Origin of the sequence: Caballeronia sordidicola, from assembly GCF_001544455.2 — a bacterium.
Classification (GTDB): Bacteria; Pseudomonadota; Gammaproteobacteria; order Burkholderiales; family Burkholderiaceae; genus Caballeronia; species Caballeronia sordidicola.
In genome coordinates, this window is sequence record NZ_FCOC02000001.1 from 554,517 (window position 1) to 570,097 (window position 15,581).

The 15,581-nt window shown below is 61.1% G+C and carries 15 protein-coding genes; 9 read left to right on the forward strand and 6 right to left on the reverse strand.

Features of this window, described 5'->3' with window-relative positions; genetic code table 11:
* Positions 1 to 96: 96 nt before the first annotated feature.
* Together AWB64_RS02395 and AWB64_RS02400 are read left to right on the forward strand one after the other, a co-directional pair.
* Positions 97 to 609: an META domain-containing protein gene (locus AWB64_RS02395; protein WP_060817184.1), complete on the forward strand. Its 513-nt coding sequence runs from the start codon at positions 97 to 99 to the stop codon at positions 607 to 609.
* 163 nt (positions 610 to 772) lie between these two features.
* Positions 773 to 4,090, forward strand: coding sequence for an FtsK/SpoIIIE family DNA translocase (locus AWB64_RS02400; protein WP_063493143.1), 3,318 nt, complete (start codon positions 773 to 775; stop codon positions 4,088 to 4,090).
* A 4-nt stretch (positions 4,091 to 4,094) separates the two neighbouring features.
* Here AWB64_RS02400 and AWB64_RS02405 read toward each other — a convergent pair whose 3' ends face one another.
* Positions 4,095 to 5,147, reverse strand: a complete 1,053-nt coding sequence (locus tag AWB64_RS02405) for a transporter (protein ID WP_244163907.1) — start codon at positions 5,145 to 5,147, stop codon at positions 4,095 to 4,097.
* A gap of 118 nt (positions 5,148 to 5,265) precedes the next feature.
* Positions 5,266 to 6,558: a lactonase family protein gene (locus AWB64_RS02410; RefSeq protein WP_060817002.1), complete on the reverse strand. Its 1,293-nt coding sequence runs from the start codon at positions 6,556 to 6,558 to the stop codon at positions 5,266 to 5,268.
* A 164-nt stretch (positions 6,559 to 6,722) separates the two neighbouring features.
* Here AWB64_RS02410 and AWB64_RS30745 point away from each other — a divergent pair, with 164 nt between their 5' ends.
* Positions 6,723 to 6,875, forward strand: coding sequence for a DUF3096 domain-containing protein (locus AWB64_RS30745; RefSeq protein WP_075643220.1), 153 nt, complete (start codon positions 6,723 to 6,725; stop codon positions 6,873 to 6,875).
* 199 nt (positions 6,876 to 7,074) lie between these two features.
* Here the strand turns inward: AWB64_RS30745 and AWB64_RS02415 are convergent, their stop codons facing one another.
* Positions 7,075 to 7,323, reverse strand: coding sequence for a hypothetical protein (locus AWB64_RS02415; protein ID WP_060817003.1), 249 nt, complete (start codon positions 7,321 to 7,323; stop codon positions 7,075 to 7,077).
* A gap of 322 nt (positions 7,324 to 7,645) precedes the next feature.
* Between AWB64_RS02415 and AWB64_RS02420 the strand changes: the two genes are divergently transcribed.
* Both AWB64_RS02420 and AWB64_RS02425 read left to right on the forward strand, forming a co-directional pair.
* Positions 7,646 to 9,511 carry a glycoside hydrolase family 15 protein gene (locus tag AWB64_RS02420; RefSeq protein WP_060817004.1) on the forward strand — a complete coding sequence of 622 codons (1,866 nt, stop codon included), beginning with the start codon at positions 7,646 to 7,648 and terminating at the stop codon, positions 9,509 to 9,511.
* A gap of 369 nt (positions 9,512 to 9,880) precedes the next feature.
* Positions 9,881 to 11,152, forward strand: a complete 1,272-nt coding sequence (locus AWB64_RS02425; protein WP_060817186.1) for a polyhydroxyalkanoate depolymerase — start codon at positions 9,881 to 9,883, stop codon at positions 11,150 to 11,152.
* 107 nt (positions 11,153 to 11,259) lie between these two features.
* On the opposite strand, the gene AWB64_RS02430 is transcribed toward AWB64_RS02425, so the two are convergent.
* Positions 11,260 to 11,892: a TetR/AcrR family transcriptional regulator gene (locus AWB64_RS02430; RefSeq protein ID WP_060817187.1), complete on the reverse strand. Its 633-nt coding sequence runs from the start codon at positions 11,890 to 11,892 to the stop codon at positions 11,260 to 11,262.
* A 9-nt stretch (positions 11,893 to 11,901) separates the two neighbouring features.
* On the opposite strand from AWB64_RS02430, the gene AWB64_RS31460 reads away from it, so the two are divergent.
* From AWB64_RS31460 to AWB64_RS02445, 4 genes are all read left to right on the forward strand, one after another.
* Positions 11,902 to 12,093, forward strand: coding sequence for a hypothetical protein (locus AWB64_RS31460; protein ID WP_157766569.1), 192 nt, complete (start codon positions 11,902 to 11,904; stop codon positions 12,091 to 12,093).
* A gap of 238 nt (positions 12,094 to 12,331) precedes the next feature.
* Complete coding sequence (gene rsxB / locus AWB64_RS02435) at positions 12,332 to 13,228, forward strand: electron transport complex subunit RsxB (protein WP_060817188.1); 897 nt, start codon at positions 12,332 to 12,334, stop codon at positions 13,226 to 13,228.
* Between the two features lie 4 nt (positions 13,229 to 13,232).
* Entirely contained in the window at positions 13,233 to 13,877 is a 645-nt protein-coding gene (gene nth, locus AWB64_RS02440) for an endonuclease III (RefSeq protein WP_060817005.1), read from the forward strand.
* Positions 13,878 to 13,952: 75 nt separating this feature from the next.
* Positions 13,953 to 14,384 carry a DUF1841 family protein gene (locus tag AWB64_RS02445; protein WP_060817006.1) on the forward strand — a complete coding sequence of 144 codons (432 nt, stop codon included), beginning with the start codon at positions 13,953 to 13,955 and terminating at the stop codon, positions 14,382 to 14,384.
* An 87-nt stretch (positions 14,385 to 14,471) separates the two neighbouring features.
* On the opposite strand, the gene AWB64_RS02450 is transcribed toward AWB64_RS02445, so the two are convergent.
* Entirely contained in the window at positions 14,472 to 14,843 is a 372-nt protein-coding gene (locus AWB64_RS02450; protein ID WP_060817007.1) for a c-type cytochrome, read from the reverse strand.
* An 82-nt stretch (positions 14,844 to 14,925) separates the two neighbouring features.
* Positions 14,926 to 15,291, reverse strand: coding sequence for a c-type cytochrome (locus tag AWB64_RS02455; RefSeq protein ID WP_060817008.1), 366 nt, complete (start codon positions 15,289 to 15,291; stop codon positions 14,926 to 14,928).
* Between the last annotated feature and the right edge of the window lie 290 nt (positions 15,292 to 15,581).

Here is a 15,581-nt window from a genome sequence, read left to right on the forward strand (position 1 = left end):
TCCCGTTCGCGCCTGGCGCTCCATTCGGCGCGCAGCCGCGTACATGCTGCTTGCGCGCATTCCACGCCAGATTCCGGGCTGCATTCGAGGTTTTCGATGGCCGCGGTTTTTTCAGCTGCGACGCTGGCCCTGAGCGTGGCGCTCGCTGGCTGCGCATTGCCCACGCATCCGGACAGCGCCGCGCCGCCGACCGATCCGTACAATCCGGCCGCGACCCAGCTTCTCGACGATACCCAATGGCAGTTGGACACCTGGACCGACGCCACGGGCCGCGCGCGTGATATTCCCGGTGCATCGGCTGGCGGCATGGGCACGCCCGTGACGCTGAATTTTTCGACGGACGGCGGCCAGCGCCGGGCCAACGGCTTCTCCGGATGCAACCGCTTCACAGGCACCTACGACCTGACCGATGGCAAGCTCTCGTTCGGGCCGCTCGCTGGCACCCGGATGGCGTGCGCGCCCGGCGCCGGCAGCGCGCTCGAACAGCCGTTCCTGCAGGGACTTGGCGCGATCGAGAAAACCGGTGTGCAGATGCGCCCGCCAAAAGAACTGCAACTCACCTTGAAGAGCGGCGATGTGCTGACATTCAAGGAACACGCGCAACCTTGAGAATGTCTTTTGGAGATAACGGCCAGCACTGGAAATTCGGACCCGGCCCAGGTTCTCCGAGTCTCCTCCTGGTTCATGACGGTTAAACTCGGCGGTATCGTTTTATCTTTGCCTGAGCTTTGGTTCGCTGCTCACACTGCTCACATCATTCCTGGTTCCTTGCATGCACACGGTAGTTTTCGGCTGGTTCGGTATCTCGGCCGTCTGGTTCATCCCTCTTCTCTGGCGCATCGTCAAATCCGTTCTGCCGAACGGCGGCGGCCTGCGCGGCCCCGGCACGATCCGGCTGTGGCTCGGTTTTTTCTGCGTGCTGCTCGCAAGTTGCACGCTCGAAGCCGCCCTGTTCCACTTTGTGGCTTTCGCCACCGATATCGACCGTCTTGGCCATGCGCTGTTGAGCGCGTTCGCGGCCCACGGCGGCGTGATCGGCACGACGGGCGCGCTGTACGCCGGCGCGGGTGCGGCTGTGGCCCTGCTCATCGGCTTGCCGTGGTTCCTGGACTTTCAATGGCGCGAAGCGTTTGCATGGGCAAACGTTGCGTTCGGCCTGGGTCTCGATCCTGGCCTGTTCGTGACGCGGGAACGAGCCGTCCGCGAGAAACCATCGCGCAAGAAAGCGCCACGGGAAAAAGCGGAAAGAGGCGGCGCGGGCATGGGTTCGCCGGGCAGGATTGCGCCCGATGCGCCACCACTCGGAATACCGCCCGCCACACCGCGCCAAGGCAGCCGATATCAGCGGCCGACAGTCTGGAGGCCGCAGCCCGCCAGACGCAGCGACACCGAACGGCAAGCGCGTGGTCCTGAGGCTGCGCGGCCGGTGGAACCATCGTTTGGCGAACGCCGCGATTCATACGCCGCGAGAGAAAACAAGCCGGAAAGCGTGCGCGGTTCGGTATCGATCGAACCGCTTGAACCGGTCGCGCCCGCTGGATGGCTGAAAACAGGCGGATTGCAGGATAAAGTCGCGGGAACGGCCGCAACGCGTTCGAATTCCACGAGCACGATGAACCCGGCGGCCACGCCGCGCACCGCCGATACGTCGCGTCCGGCGGTCGCCAGAAGTTCTCCGCCGAATTCAATCGGTTCGTCGGCTGCCCGCGCGGCTCAGGCGGCGCGCAATTCATCGATGCGAGCACCGTCGAGTTCATCGTCGAATTTGTCGCGCGGCAACGTCGTTGCGCCCGTGGTTACCCGCGACTCGTTTTTTACGGCGGCCGCGTCTGCTGGCTCGAATGCGCCAGCAAGACCCGTGGGGCCGCCGCCGGAACCTGAGCGCATCAAGGAAGCGCTGCGTTCGATTGAAGAAACTACCGCGCAGTGGACCATGCGTGGCGATGCGCCTCGAAGTGCGTCAACGAGCGTGGCGACGTCCGCGAGTGATAGCGTCGTTCAAAATCCGCCGGTGGAACCGCCCGCAACGGTTCCAGCGGCGGCGTCAGTAAGCGTTGCAGGCTCGTATTCGACCGGCACGCCTGACGATACAACGCCTGATTCGCTCACAACCGAAGCCGATACGGTTGGCAATACGGCTCCGCTTGAACCTGCGCCCAGCGAAACGGTCAATGTGGGCGGCGCTGACGATGACCCACATGTTTCTGCCGCAGAGCCCGAGCCTCCATCCACGCACCTTCCCCCTTGGGCGATCCGCCGCGATCACGCGTTGGGCAAGGACGCCGACGAGAGCGACGTAACGCCAGCCTGGCAGGACGAAACGCCTCCGTCACGCCCTCCCCCGCCGCCAATTCACATTGTCGAATCGAACGCCACAGCGCCGAACGCATACGAACCGGCGGGCGGCGTCGAAGAGGACATGGAAGCAGAGCCGATCAACGAACCTGAAGATCCAGTCTCCGGCCCGTCGAACATCGTCCATTTCCCCCGTGCGCTTGCGCCCGCTGCCACCATTGAAGCCCAACCGGCAACAGCACCGCCTCAAGAGCCGCGTCCCCCGGTCCGCGGTTTCATCGCAACGGAATTCGAGTTTCATGCGCCGGCGGCATCGGCTGTGGAGCTGCCCGGACTCGATCTTCTCGAACCCGCGTCCGACGAAGTCGAGCCCGTGTCCGAGCAACATCTCGCGAACACTGGCCAACTGATCGAACAGCGCCTGCAGGAATTCAAGGTGCCGGTCACGGTGGTCGGCGCATCGGCGGGACCGGTCATCACGCGCTTCGAAGTCGAGCCGGCGCTCGGCGTGCGCGGCAGCCAGATCGTGGGCCTGATGAAGGACCTGTCGCGCGGACTCGGGCTCACGTCCATCCGCGTGGTCGAGACCATTCCCGGCAAGACCTGCATGGGTCTGGAACTGCCGAACGCCAAACGGCAGATGATCCGGCTCTCCGAAATCCTGGAAGCGGATGTCTATCGCGATTCCAAGTCGTTCCTGACCATTGCGATGGGCAAGGACATCATCGGCAATCCGGTGGTCACCGACCTCGCACGCGCGCCGCACATGCTGGTCGCGGGCACGACGGGTTCGGGCAAATCGGTCGCCATCAACGCGATGATCCTCTCGCTGCTCTTCAAGGCGAAACCGGAAGACGTGCGCCTGATCATGATCGATCCGAAGATGCTGGAACTGTCGGTGTACGAAGGCATTCCGCATTTGCTCGCGCCGGTCGTGACCGACATGAAGCTCGCCGCGAACGCGCTGAACTGGTGTGTCGGTGAAATGGAGAAGCGCTACAAGCTGATGTCCGCGGTGGGCGTGCGTAATCTGCAGGGTTTCAATCAGAAGATCCGCAACGCGGAAGCTGCCGGCAAGAAGCTGACGAACCCGTTCTCGCTCACGCCCGATGCGCCCGAACCGCTCGCCAAGCTGCCGATGATCGTGGTCGTGATCGACGAACTCGCCGACCTGATGATGGTCGCGGGCAAGCAGATCGAGCAACTGATCGCGCGCCTCGCGCAGAAGGCGCGCGCCGCAGGCATTCACTTGATTCTCGCGACACAGCGGCCTTCAGTGGATGTCATCACCGGCCTGATCAAGGCGAACATTCCGACGCGCGTGGCGTTCCAGGTTTCATCGAAGATCGACTCGCGCACGATTCTCGACCAGATGGGCGCGGAATCGCTGCTTGGTGCGGGCGACATGCTGTTCCTGCCGCCCGGCACCGGCTATCCGCAACGCGTGCATGGCGCGTTTGTAGCCGATGAAGAAGTGCACAGCGTCGTGGAGTATCTCAAGCAGTTTGGCGAGCCGGAGTATGAGGAAGGGATCTTGTCGGGGCCGACGCCCGAAGGCGGCACGCCGGATCTGTTCGGCGAGACGCAGGACGCCGAAGCCGATCCGCTTTACGACGAAGCCGTCGCGTTCGTTTTACGCACGCGGCGGGCATCGATTTCTTCAGTGCAACGTCAGTTGCGAATTGGCTATAACCGCGCGGCACGGCTTGTTGAACAGATGGAGTCGGCCGGCCTCGTCTCGCCGATGGGAACCAACGGCAACCGCGAAGTGCTCGCGCCGGGCCAGCCCGAATAACCGCTCACCACAAGCGCAAGCGCCTGAGCAGGAACAGCGTGACGGCGGCGCACACCACCATCACGCCCATCACGACCGCGAACGAATAATGGTCGTGCGTGCCGGGCAGGCCGGCCACGTTCATGCCGAAGATGCCCGAGACGAGCGTCGCGGGCATCAGCAACGCGGACATGATCGCGAGCCACAGCAGCTTGCGGTTGATGTCTTCCGAAAGAAGCGCGGCGATTTCATCCTGCAGCAACTTCGAGCGTTCGTACTGCCCTTCGAGTCCCGCGCCGAGTCCGTTCAGGACCTGGATGGCCTGGATCAACGTTTCCATGGATCGCGGCTCCGCCCAGTCGAGCCGCCGGGTCACGAGTTGCGTGAGCGCGTTGCGCTCAGGGTCGACAAACCGCTTTACCTCCACCAGCCGCCGTCGCACCGAGCCCAATTCTGCGCGCCAGTTCGAATGACGGCCATCGAGCACGCCCTCTTCCACGTCGTCGAGCCGGTCGCCGATTTCATCGATACGATCTGCAAACGTGTCGTTCAGCGCGCGGATCAGGCCGGCGAAGAGATCGACGGGATCGCGGAACGTCGCGCCTTCCAGTACCGCGTGGCGAAGCCGGTCGGTCGATTGCAACGGCTGCGCGCGCACGGTGATCATGCGGTTTTTATCGACGTAAAAACGCAGCGCGCCGGTCGCGCGGCGCGTGGCCTGCGCATTCGGATCGGCTTCGGGCGTCTCCGCGACGCGCTCCAGGTCCGCGACCACGCCATACATGAAGGTCGGGCCCATGTGCACGCGGGGCCGCTTGTCTTCGCCGTTCAGGAATTCCCGCGCCACGTCCGGCATGGCGGTGACGCCGGTAAGCCAGCTTTCCACGGTGTCGTCATTGGCGCTCAGATGCAGCCATGTCGGGCCATCGCCTGCGATTTCCCGGCGCGCTTCGTCCCATGACAGACGCAGCGCCTCGGCGCCGGAAAAGCGAAACGCGCAAATAAAACCGGGCGGCGCCTGGGAATCGCTGGGATTGAGCCTGTTTGTTTCTCTGCCGGCTGCTGTGGTGATGTTCAACGTTTGTTTCCTTCCATACCGATACTCGGCGGACACTGCGGGTTAAAACTGCCTGCATTATGCAAAAACCGGGCCGTCGATGATCGGCGGCCCGGACGTTATTGCCATCCCGAAAACGTCAGGAAGGCGAAACGAACTTGAAATCGACGGGCGAGCCGATTTCGAGTTTCTTCGGATCCGACGCGAGTTCGCCCGTCTGCGGATCGCGCCGGAAGAAGTAGACGCTGTCGCTGTCCTGATTGCCGACGATCAGCCACCGGCCGGTTGGATCAATGGCGAATTCGCGCGGGGTCTTGCCCATCGTAGAACGGCGGTTGAGCAGCTTCAGATGACCATTCGAAGCATCGACGGCGTAAGTCAGGATTTCGTTGGCATCGCCACGATTGGTCGCGTACAGAAAGCGGCCGTCCGGGGAGAAATGGATCGCGCCGCCGCCAATCTTGCCTTTGAAGCCGGGCGTGGTCATTGGCAGAGTTTGCTTGAGCGTGAGCTTGCCGTCGTCGTAGTCGTAGACGAGCACCGAAGCGTTCATTTCGGTCGTCACGTAGGCGTGCTTTCCCGCTTCGTCGAAGACCATGTGGCGCGGTCCCGAACCTGGTTTCACCAGCGTGTAGCGTGATTCGGTCGGACCGAACAGACCGCGCGTGCCGTCAGGTGTGTATCGGTAGGAATACAGCTTGTCCGCACCCAGGTCTTGCGCGAACAGATAGCGTCCGTCAGGCGAAAACACCGTGGAATGCACGTGTGAATTGTCCTGGCGGCCTGTCACGGGACCGTTGCCGTCGTGATGAACCGTGAGCACGGACGGCAAGACCCGTTCGCCTTCCAGCGGAAACACGGCGAAGCTGCCGCCAGGATTCGACGCCACCGAGTAATTTGCCGTGAGCAGATACCGGCCATCAGGTGACAGCGCGAGGTAGGCGGGATCGTTGCCATCGGAGGAAACGCGATTCACGAAGATGAGTTGTCCGCTCGCCGGATCGAAGCGAAATGCGCTGATGCCGCCGCGCTGCGAAGCGGGCCCGTTGTCGCCGGGCAATTCGTTCACCGCGTAGACGTGCTGACGGTCCCGGCTCACCACGAGATACGAAGGGTTCACCGCCTGCGCCGACGTGAGTTGCGTAATGGTCCCGTTAGCGGTATCGAACCGATACACATAGATTCCCTGGCTCTTGCCGCTGCCCGTATAGGTTCCAACCAGCAAGTCGTACACGCTGCTATTGGCAGCGCCGGATGGATTCGCCGACGCGCCGGGGGCGGTGCCGGCGTCCTGCGCCATTGCCTGCGCAGAGGCGAGCGACAGGCCAACCGCGACACTTGCCGCGAAATTCCTCGTCAGGAAACGTGGCCCGCGGCACGAAGTTTGCGTGCGGGCGCTACGCGGGGAAAAAGAAGTAAAAACGGAATGCATTGAAACCTCCTGATCGTTCGTTATTACGGCTTGTTTTCAGGTTATGTGTGTCGAGAAGCAAGATACCGATGTCTCACCCATCCGTCGCGTCATGCAGGCCCATTTGCATGCCTGTCCCGCATGCCCGTGTCCAACCATCATTTCAATCAAAACAAGGAGCAATAATGGATATTCATCTGAGCCTCGGTCCTCTGGTCGCTCTTATCGCAGGCATTCTGATCCTGGTCGTGCCACGCCTGCTCAACTTCATTGTCGCAATCTATCTGATCGTGATCGGGTTGATCGGCGTGTTTGGATTGAGCGCGACGCATTTCTGACAGCGTTGCGTAAGCCCGGCCACCGGCTTGCCGGACCTGCGCGTGACGCAGTCAGGTAAGACGGTGCTTTCGGAGCGAGGTTCCGGCAATGCGCACGCAAAACCACGCGGGGACGATCATGACGATTGCCCGCTTATTGAGACCATCCAAGGGTAACGAGCCGCTTGCTCGGATTGGCTACATTGCCACAGATGAAAAATTACCCGTTGGCAAGCTGCTCGAGCCGCAAGCGGCCCTGCAGCGAAAGGCCGCCTACAGCCATCAGGCCGTTCTCTTCGCGGTGCCGGGTGAAGCAATCGCGCTCGATCAGAAACGACGCAGCGACCTCCATGCCGTTGCGCGACAAGCCAAGATCCTTGTAATCAAGGTCGATGAGCGTGGTGGTATCGGCAATATGGCTTGCAGCCGAAAGAATGGCGATGCAATCGGCTCTCAACGGGTTCGGCATGGCTTTCACGTTCGATATCCTCGAAAACGTTCGGCAAAGCGTGGACGCTTGACGCGATCAGGGTGTGCGCGCCGGACTGGCCAGCGGCATCGCTCAAGCGTGAAGTTTCATTCTAGGCAATCGTCCAATTATTTTTCAACCCTGGCTTACGAAAGCCGTGCAATTGCGCTGCGAAAAGTTTCGCGAAACACGCGTGAAACACACGAGACGCGAATGCGCTTCATAATCGGTGGCTCGTTCGTCCGCAACAGCACGACCCGCGCGCCCCGAATAACGCACGGCGCCGAGCGCCGCCGCCCCAATCGAGATCACATTCCTGCCTATGCCCGCACTGATTGAAGACTACGCCCTGGTTGGCGACGGCCACACCGCCGCCTTGATATCGAAAGAAGGATCTGTCGACTGGCTCTGCTGGCCGCGCTTCGATTCCGGCGCGTGTTTCGCCGCGTTGCTCGGTACGCCTGAACACGGCCGCTGGCTGATCACGCCCGATCTGCCCGAGGGCGCAGCGGCTCCGGTAATCACGCGCAAATATCGCGGCGACACGCTGATCCTCGAAACCGATTTCGAAACGCCCGAGGGCCGGGTTTCGCTCATCGATTTCATGCCGGTACGCGACGGCATCTCCGACCTCGTGCGGATTGTCGTCGGCCGCCGCGGCAGCGTGAAGATGAAGATGGAACTGGTGCTGCGCTTCGACTATGGCTCGTCCATTCCGTGGGTCAGCCGCCTTCCCGACGACAGCGGCATTCGCGCCATTGCCGGCCCCGATCTGTGCGTGTTGCGCACGCCGATCGAACTGAGCGGCGAGAACATGCGCACGGTCGGAGAATTCACGGTGAACGAGGGCGAGCGCGTGCCCTTCTCGCTCGCATATTCGCAATCTCATTTGCGTCTGCCGCCCGCCCGCGATCCACATACGCAATTCGCACGCACGGAAAATTTCTGGCTGGAGTGGTCCGGGCGCAGCAACCTCGACGGCCGCTGGGGCCCGGCGATCCGCCGCTCGCTCATCACGCTCAAGGCGCTTGCGTATGAGCCGACGGGCGGTATCGTCGCGGCTCCAACCACATCGCTGCCGGAGCAACTGGGCGGGACACGCAACTGGGATTACAGATATTGCTGGTTGCGCGACGCCACCATCACGCTGCTCGCCATGATGCGCAGCGGCTACTACGACGAAGCCCGCGCGTGGCGGGCGTGGCTCGGCCGCGTGATGGCGGGTTCGCCGCAACAGATCCAGATCATGTATGGCATTGCCGGCGAGCGGCGGCTGCCCGAATGGGAAGTCGGCTGGCTGCCGGGTTATGAAAATTCGAAGCCGGTGCGAATCGGCAACGGCGCGGTCGACCAGTTGCAGCTCGATGTCTACGGCGAGGTCATGAATGCGCTGCATCTTGCACGCGTGGGCGGCCTGCAAAGCGACGACACCGTCTGGTCGATCCAGCGCGCCATGCTCGATCACCTCGACACGGTCTGGCAGGAACCCGATGAAGGCATCTGGGAAACCCGTGGCGGCCGCCAGCAATTCACGTTTTCGAAGGTGATGGCGTGGGTCGCGTACGACCGTGCGATCAAGTCGGCGGAACAGTTCGGGCTGGAAGGTCCGCTCGACCACTGGCGCAACCAGCGCACCGTGATTCACGCCGACGTGTGCTCGAAAAGCTGGAACGCGTCGATGAACTCGTTCGTTCAGACCTACGGCGGCGACGATCTCGACGCCAGCCTGTTGCTGATCCCGCTGCTCGGCTTCCTGCCGCCGGAAGATCCGCGCGTGATCGCGACGCTTCACGCCATCGAACGCGATCTGACGCACGACGGGCTGGTCAAGCGTTATCACACGGCCGAAGTGCAGGACGGCCTGCCGCCGGGCGAAGGGACGTTTCTCGCATGCAGTTTCTGGCTGGTCGACAACCTTGCGCTGCAAGGCCGCCTGGACGAAGCGTTTGCAATGTTCGAGCGCCTGGTGGGACTCGCGAACGACGTCGGCCTGCTTGCGGAAGAGTACGACACAGTGGCGAAACGCCAGGTGGGTAACTTCCCGCAAGCGTTCTCGCACGTTGCACTCGTGCATACCGGCATGAACCTCATGCGGCACGAACAAGGCATGGCGAAAGCGACCGGCCAGCCCGTCCAGCGTCACGACGCACCAACCGACGCCGCGAGCACAATCGAAAGCAATACGTAATATTTTAGAAATACCCGACCAAAATTCACGAAAATTGCGGCAGATTTGACGTTTCACTGAGGTAAACGACACCCATGTTGCGTTGCACAAAACATGGTTCTTGGCTATGATCGGAGAAGGTTTCCGACCGGTCGTTCAGCGAAACAATTCATCTGCAATATATGTTTAGTGCTGCTCGTCGCGACCTGAAACCGCACGGTAGTGCGAGGCATCAACGAATAACTGCGAGCACCGGCAAGACGGTGCAATCGACGAACTGCTTGGGCCGCGCGGATCCGGTGAATGCTGGCCGCCAGCACGCTGCCGCCGATAGAAGCCAACCGCCAGTTGCGCTCCCTTGGAGAGCAACTGGTTTTACACGGGTACAACATGCTCTATCAACTCCACGAATTCCAGCGGGCCATGCTGAGTCCGCTGACAGCATGGGCCGAAGCGGCATCGAAGTCGTTCACCAACCCTTCCAGTCCGCTTGCGTATGTTCCGGGCTCCACGCGTCTCGCGGCAGGTTACGAACTGCTGTACCGGCTGGGCAAGGACTATGAAAAGCCTGAGTTCGAACTGCATCAGATAGAAAAGAACGGCCACGCCATTCCTATCGTCGAGCAGATCGTGATTGAAAAGCCGTTCTGCCGGCTGATCCGTTTCAAGCGTTTCTCCGACGACAGCGCCACCGTCACCGACCTCAAGACCGAACCTATCGTGCTCGTATGCGCCCCGCTTTCCGGCCACCACGCCACGCTTTTGCGCGACACGGTGAAAACCCTGCTGCAGGACCACAAGGTCTACCTGACCGACTGGCTCGACGCGCGCATGGTGCCGCTCGAAGACGGTTCGTTCCATCTCGACGATTACGTGGAATACATCCAGGAATTCATCCGCCATATCGGTGCGAAGGATCTGCACGTGATCTCGGTATGCCAGCCGACCGTGCCGGTACTCGCCGCCATTTCGTTGATGGCGAGCCGCGGTGAAGACACGCCGCGGACCATGACAATGATGGGTGGTCCTATCGATGCACGGCGCAGCCCGACTTCAGTGAACTCGCTTGCGAGCGAGCATTCATATGAATGGTTCGAAAACAACGTGATCTACACGGTGCCGGCGAACTATCCGGGGGTTGGACGAAAGGTGTACCCCGGCTTTCTGCAGCATGCGGGTTTCGTTGCAATGAACCCCGAGCGTCACGTGACGGCGCACTGGGACTTTTATCAGAACCTGATGCGCGGCGACGACGAAGATGCGGAGCAGCATCGCCGCTTCTACGACGAATACAACGCCGTGCTCGACATGGACGCGGATTATTATCTCGAGACCATTCGCATTGTGTTCCAGGATTTCCGGCTGGCCGAAGGCACGTGGGACGTGAATGGCGAACGTGTGCGTCCGCAGGACATCAAGCACACCGCGCTCTTGACCATAGAAGGCGAACTCGACGATATCTCGGGGAGCGGCCAGACGCGTGCGGCGCATGATTTATGCACCGGCATTCCGGCGAAAAACAAGCGCCATTACACCGCCGAAAAAGCCGGTCACTACGGCATTTTCTCGGGCCGACGCTGGCGCACGATGGTGTATCCGCAACTGCGCGAGTTCATTCTCACGCATGACAAGGCGCCTAAGAAGGAAGCCGTTCCGGCCTGAACGCATCCTGGTTCGACCAAGCCGCAACCACTCTGCACGCCGCGTTTTACGCGGCGTGTTTCTTCCTGGCACAGCCTCTTCAGCGAGGCAATGCCAAGTTACATGCATCAGCGCCGCATCAGGTAGGCGAGCAGCAATTCGGTATTCATCTTGATGATTTCATCGCGTTCGGTTTCGCTGCTGAAATCGAGTCCGATCGTGGCTTCCAGCGTAAATCGATTCGATACGATGTAGTACCCGAGTCCCGATAAAGTCACATAGAAGCGCAACGGATCCACATTGTTGCGAAACAGTCCGGCGTGTTGTCCGCGTTCGAGTATCTTCGCAAGCGTTGTGACCACGGGCGAAATGAGTTCGCGAATGCGCGGGGAACTCTTTATATAGCGCGCTTCGTGAAGGTTTTCGTTATTCACCAGCCGTAAAAGCTCGGGGTGCTCACGATAATAATTCCAGATGAAATGCGCGAGTTGCGTCACGGCTTCGACCGGCGCCACCCCTTCCAGATCGAGCGTTTTCTCGGCATCCGTGAGCGCCGCGAATGCATGTTCCAGCACGGCAGTGAACAACTGCTCCTTGCTGCCGAAATAATAGTAGAGCATGCGCTCATTCGTTTCGGCGCGGCGCGCGATCTGGTCCACGCGCGCGCCAAACAAGCCCCCTGCCGCAAATTCCTCCGCGGCAGCAAGGAGGATTCGGCGCCGCGTGCCCTCTGGATCTCTTTTGATTTTTGGCTGGTTCATGGTGGCTTCATGATCGACAAACCGCGTTTTGAGGGTAGCGTCATGCATTCTCTTGTCCTAAAGAAGCATGCGATGGATCGGTTGCGCCAACGTGATTGGGAATACCGTCCTGCAGTCAATCGAAAGCGATTTGATTATGTGCACATCGTTGGCCGGTTGGCAATTGGGAATGATTGGGAACAGCTTGAAATTCAGCGATAATGCCGCCTCGGACACAACGCACTGAAACAAGCCGAAAGCGCCGACCGCGCAAACGTGATATCAAAAACGAGCGCGGACATAAGCGGTTGAACATATCCCCACGAGTCGTCGCCGGACGTAAGTCGTACTGATCGCGCGAAGAAGCGAATCGTCTGTTTTGTCCGCGATTGCCGCGGCCAGCCGGATCGCAGCTTGGCTCATGTCGGCGCAACCCGGCGACGTCTCTCTCAAGCCGTTAATGACAGCAGTGATTGCAATTTCCCCGACGCCTCTCGCCAGCCAGATCGAAGACTTGCTGCCGCAGACGCAATGTACAAAATGCGGCTACCCTGCCTGCCGGCCTTACGCAGAGGCCATCGCGACTGGACAAGCGAACTACAACCAATGTCCGCCGGGCGGGCAGGAAGGCGTGGCGCGGCTTGCCGCGCTGCTCGGCAAGCCCGTGATCCCGCTCAATCCGGAGAACGGCCTGGAGCGGCCACGCCCGCTTGCGTTCATCGATGAAAACCTGTGCATTGGCTGCACGTTGTGTCTGCAGGCGTGTCCGGTGGACGCCATCGTGGGCGCGGCCAAGCAGATGCATACCGTTATCCCGGCGCTTTGCACCGGGTGCGACCTGTGCGTGCCGCCCTGCCCGGTTGATTGCATAGCAATGATTCCCGTTACGGGCGACCACACCGGCTGGGATGCATGGAGCCAGGCGCAGGCGGACGCGGCGCGTGCTCGCCACGACCAGCATCTGGCGCGGCTTGCGCGTGAGCGCGACGCAGCCGAAGCCCGCAAGGCGGCGCGGGTGGCGGGCGCCCCAAGAACAGCGGCGCCGGCCGCGCCCGATACAGCCGCCGCCGGCACGCAAGCGCAACCTTTAGCCGTGACGCCCGAGGACGAAGCACAAGCCAAAAAGCGTGCGATCATCCAGGCCGCCATGGAACGCGCGCGCAAGAAAAAGGAAGAGCTGGCGAAGCTCGGTGCAGGGCCTAAAAACACGGGCGATGTAAGCCCCGAGGTACAGGCGCAAATCGATGCCGCCGATGCCCGGCGTCGCCGCCTGGGTTTGACGCAGCCGGACGAAACGCCGCCATCAGCGCCCGGCGCAAACGCCGGCAACAATCCAGACAACGACCCCGACGCCTGAGCCGATGAACGCAAAAAAACGCCGCGCAATCTTCGAGACGCTGCAGAGTCTGAATCCGCATCCGACCACTGAACTCGAGCACAACTCGCCGTTCGAGCTGCTGATTTCGGTGCTGCTCTCGGCGCAAGCCACCGATGTCTCAGTCAACAAGGCCATGCGCCGCATGTATCCGGTCGCGAACACGCCGGCCAAAGTGCTGGGGCTCGGCGAAGAAGGCGTGATCGAGTACATCAAGACAATCGGGTTGTATCGGACGAAAGCGAAGAACGTGATCGCAACGTGCCGGATTCTGGTCGATCAATACGGCGGCGAGGTGCCTGACAACCGCGAGGCGCTCGAAGCGTTACCAGGCGTCGGGCGCAAGACGGCGAACGTGATCTTGAACACGGCGTTCGGACATCCGACCATTGCCGTCGATACCCATATCTTCCGCGTGTCGAATCGAACGGGTCTCGCGCCCGGAAAGGATGTGCGCGCGGTGGAAATGGCCTTGGAGAAGTTTGTCCCCGACGAATTCAAGCACGACGCGCATCACTGGCTGATCCTGCACGGGCGCTATGTGTGCCGCGCCCGCGTGCCCGAGTGCTGGCATTGCGCGATCGAGCCGTTGTGCGAGTATCGGCCGAAGACGCCTGCGCCTGTCGAATAAGACGCTTGCACCGATGCAGCTTAAAATAAGCGCTTCACCACGATTCAGCTAGATTCAGCTAAAGCGAAGCGCACCATGTTCAACCCCAGCCGCGACGAAGTTCGCCAATTTTTCACCGAAACCTGGCGCAAGCAGCGGCAAGGCGGCGTTCTGACGCCGCTGGAAAGCATCGCGGCCGACTGGATTGGCGAGCATCCGGAATACCAGCAGGAACTTGCCAGTCCGGACGTCGCGCAGGCCGACTATTCGCCCGATCAGGGCAAGAGCAATCCGTTCCTGCACCTGTCGATGCATCTGGCGATCACCGAACAGCTTTCCATCGATCAGCCGCCGGGAATCCGGCGCGCGCATGAGCGGCTCGTGGGACGTCTCGGTTCGACTCACGACGCGCAGCACGCCATCATGGAATGCCTTGGGCAGATCATTTGGGAAGCGCAGCGCAACAACACGCCGCCCGACACCGACGCGTATCTCGCGTTGATCGAACAGCGCGCGTCGCGGGATTGACGCACCCGAAAGCGCCGAACGACGCTTCAAACGAAAACACCTCGCCTTGAGCGAGGTGTTTTTCCATCCACGGCAAACAGCCGGAAGTTACTTCTTCAGCACCAGATCGCCCTTCAGCGATTCGATATACGCCGCAATGTCCTTCAAATCCGCCTGCGACAGGTTCTGCACCTGTGCCGACATGATGGCGTTGCTGCGGCCGAAGTTCGGATTGCCGTTGCCCATCTGATACTGGCGCAGCGCCCAATAAACATAGTCGGCGTGCTGACCCGCGAGCTTCGGATACTCCGCGCTCACCGGCTTGTTCAGGTTCGGCCCGTGACAAGCCGCGCAGTTGTGCGCTTCCGCGAGTACCTTGCCATTGCTGGCGTCAGCGGCAAATGCCGGCTGCACGGCCATTGCGCCGGCCAGCGCCGCCGCCATGCATGCTGTTTTCAACACTGTTTCGAGTGCCTTCATGAATTCTCCTATCCCGCGAATGGTAAGTGCCGAGTGAGCGTGTCTTCGACCTGATGCTCTTGATCAGGACCAGCGCGCGGGATCACTTGTCGGGATTGTTCTTCGAAGAGGGGGTTTGCGCGGCGTAGTACGCAGCAATATCGGCAATATCCTGGTCGGTGAGCGTGACCGCTATGCCGTGCATGGTCTCGAAGTGACGATCGCCCTTCTTGTAGGCTTGCAGCGCATTCTCAAGATAACGGGCGCTCTGGCCGCCGAGCATGGGAACCCGGTACACCTCGGGATACGCGGTGCGATACCCGGGAATGCCGTGACACCCGATACACATCGCAACCTTGCCCTGGGCCGCTTTCGCGTTGCCCACGACATCGGCGGAGGCCTGGGTCGCGAAGCCGGCAAGCCCCGACAGCGCTGCGATCACGGCACATTTGCCGACGAATTTATTCATAGCTTCTAACCTGGCATGAGGGGAAATCCGGCACCTTGTAAAGGCCTGGCGTTCCGGGACTTTCTCGGGACTGGTCAATCTCGGCCAAATCTCAAACGCGTCCAGGTGCATTTAAGACAAGTCCGATTTACAGCCACACGGGCCAAAAAAATCGCGCTAATTGTACCGCGCGACCTACCCTGCGTCCACAGGCCGCGGCGTGCGGTGTCGCATCGCGCCAAGCCCCGCCGATCAAGGCCGATCAAGGCCGGACAGCCTGCGACAATGTGTCCAATGGACATCTTTAAAAT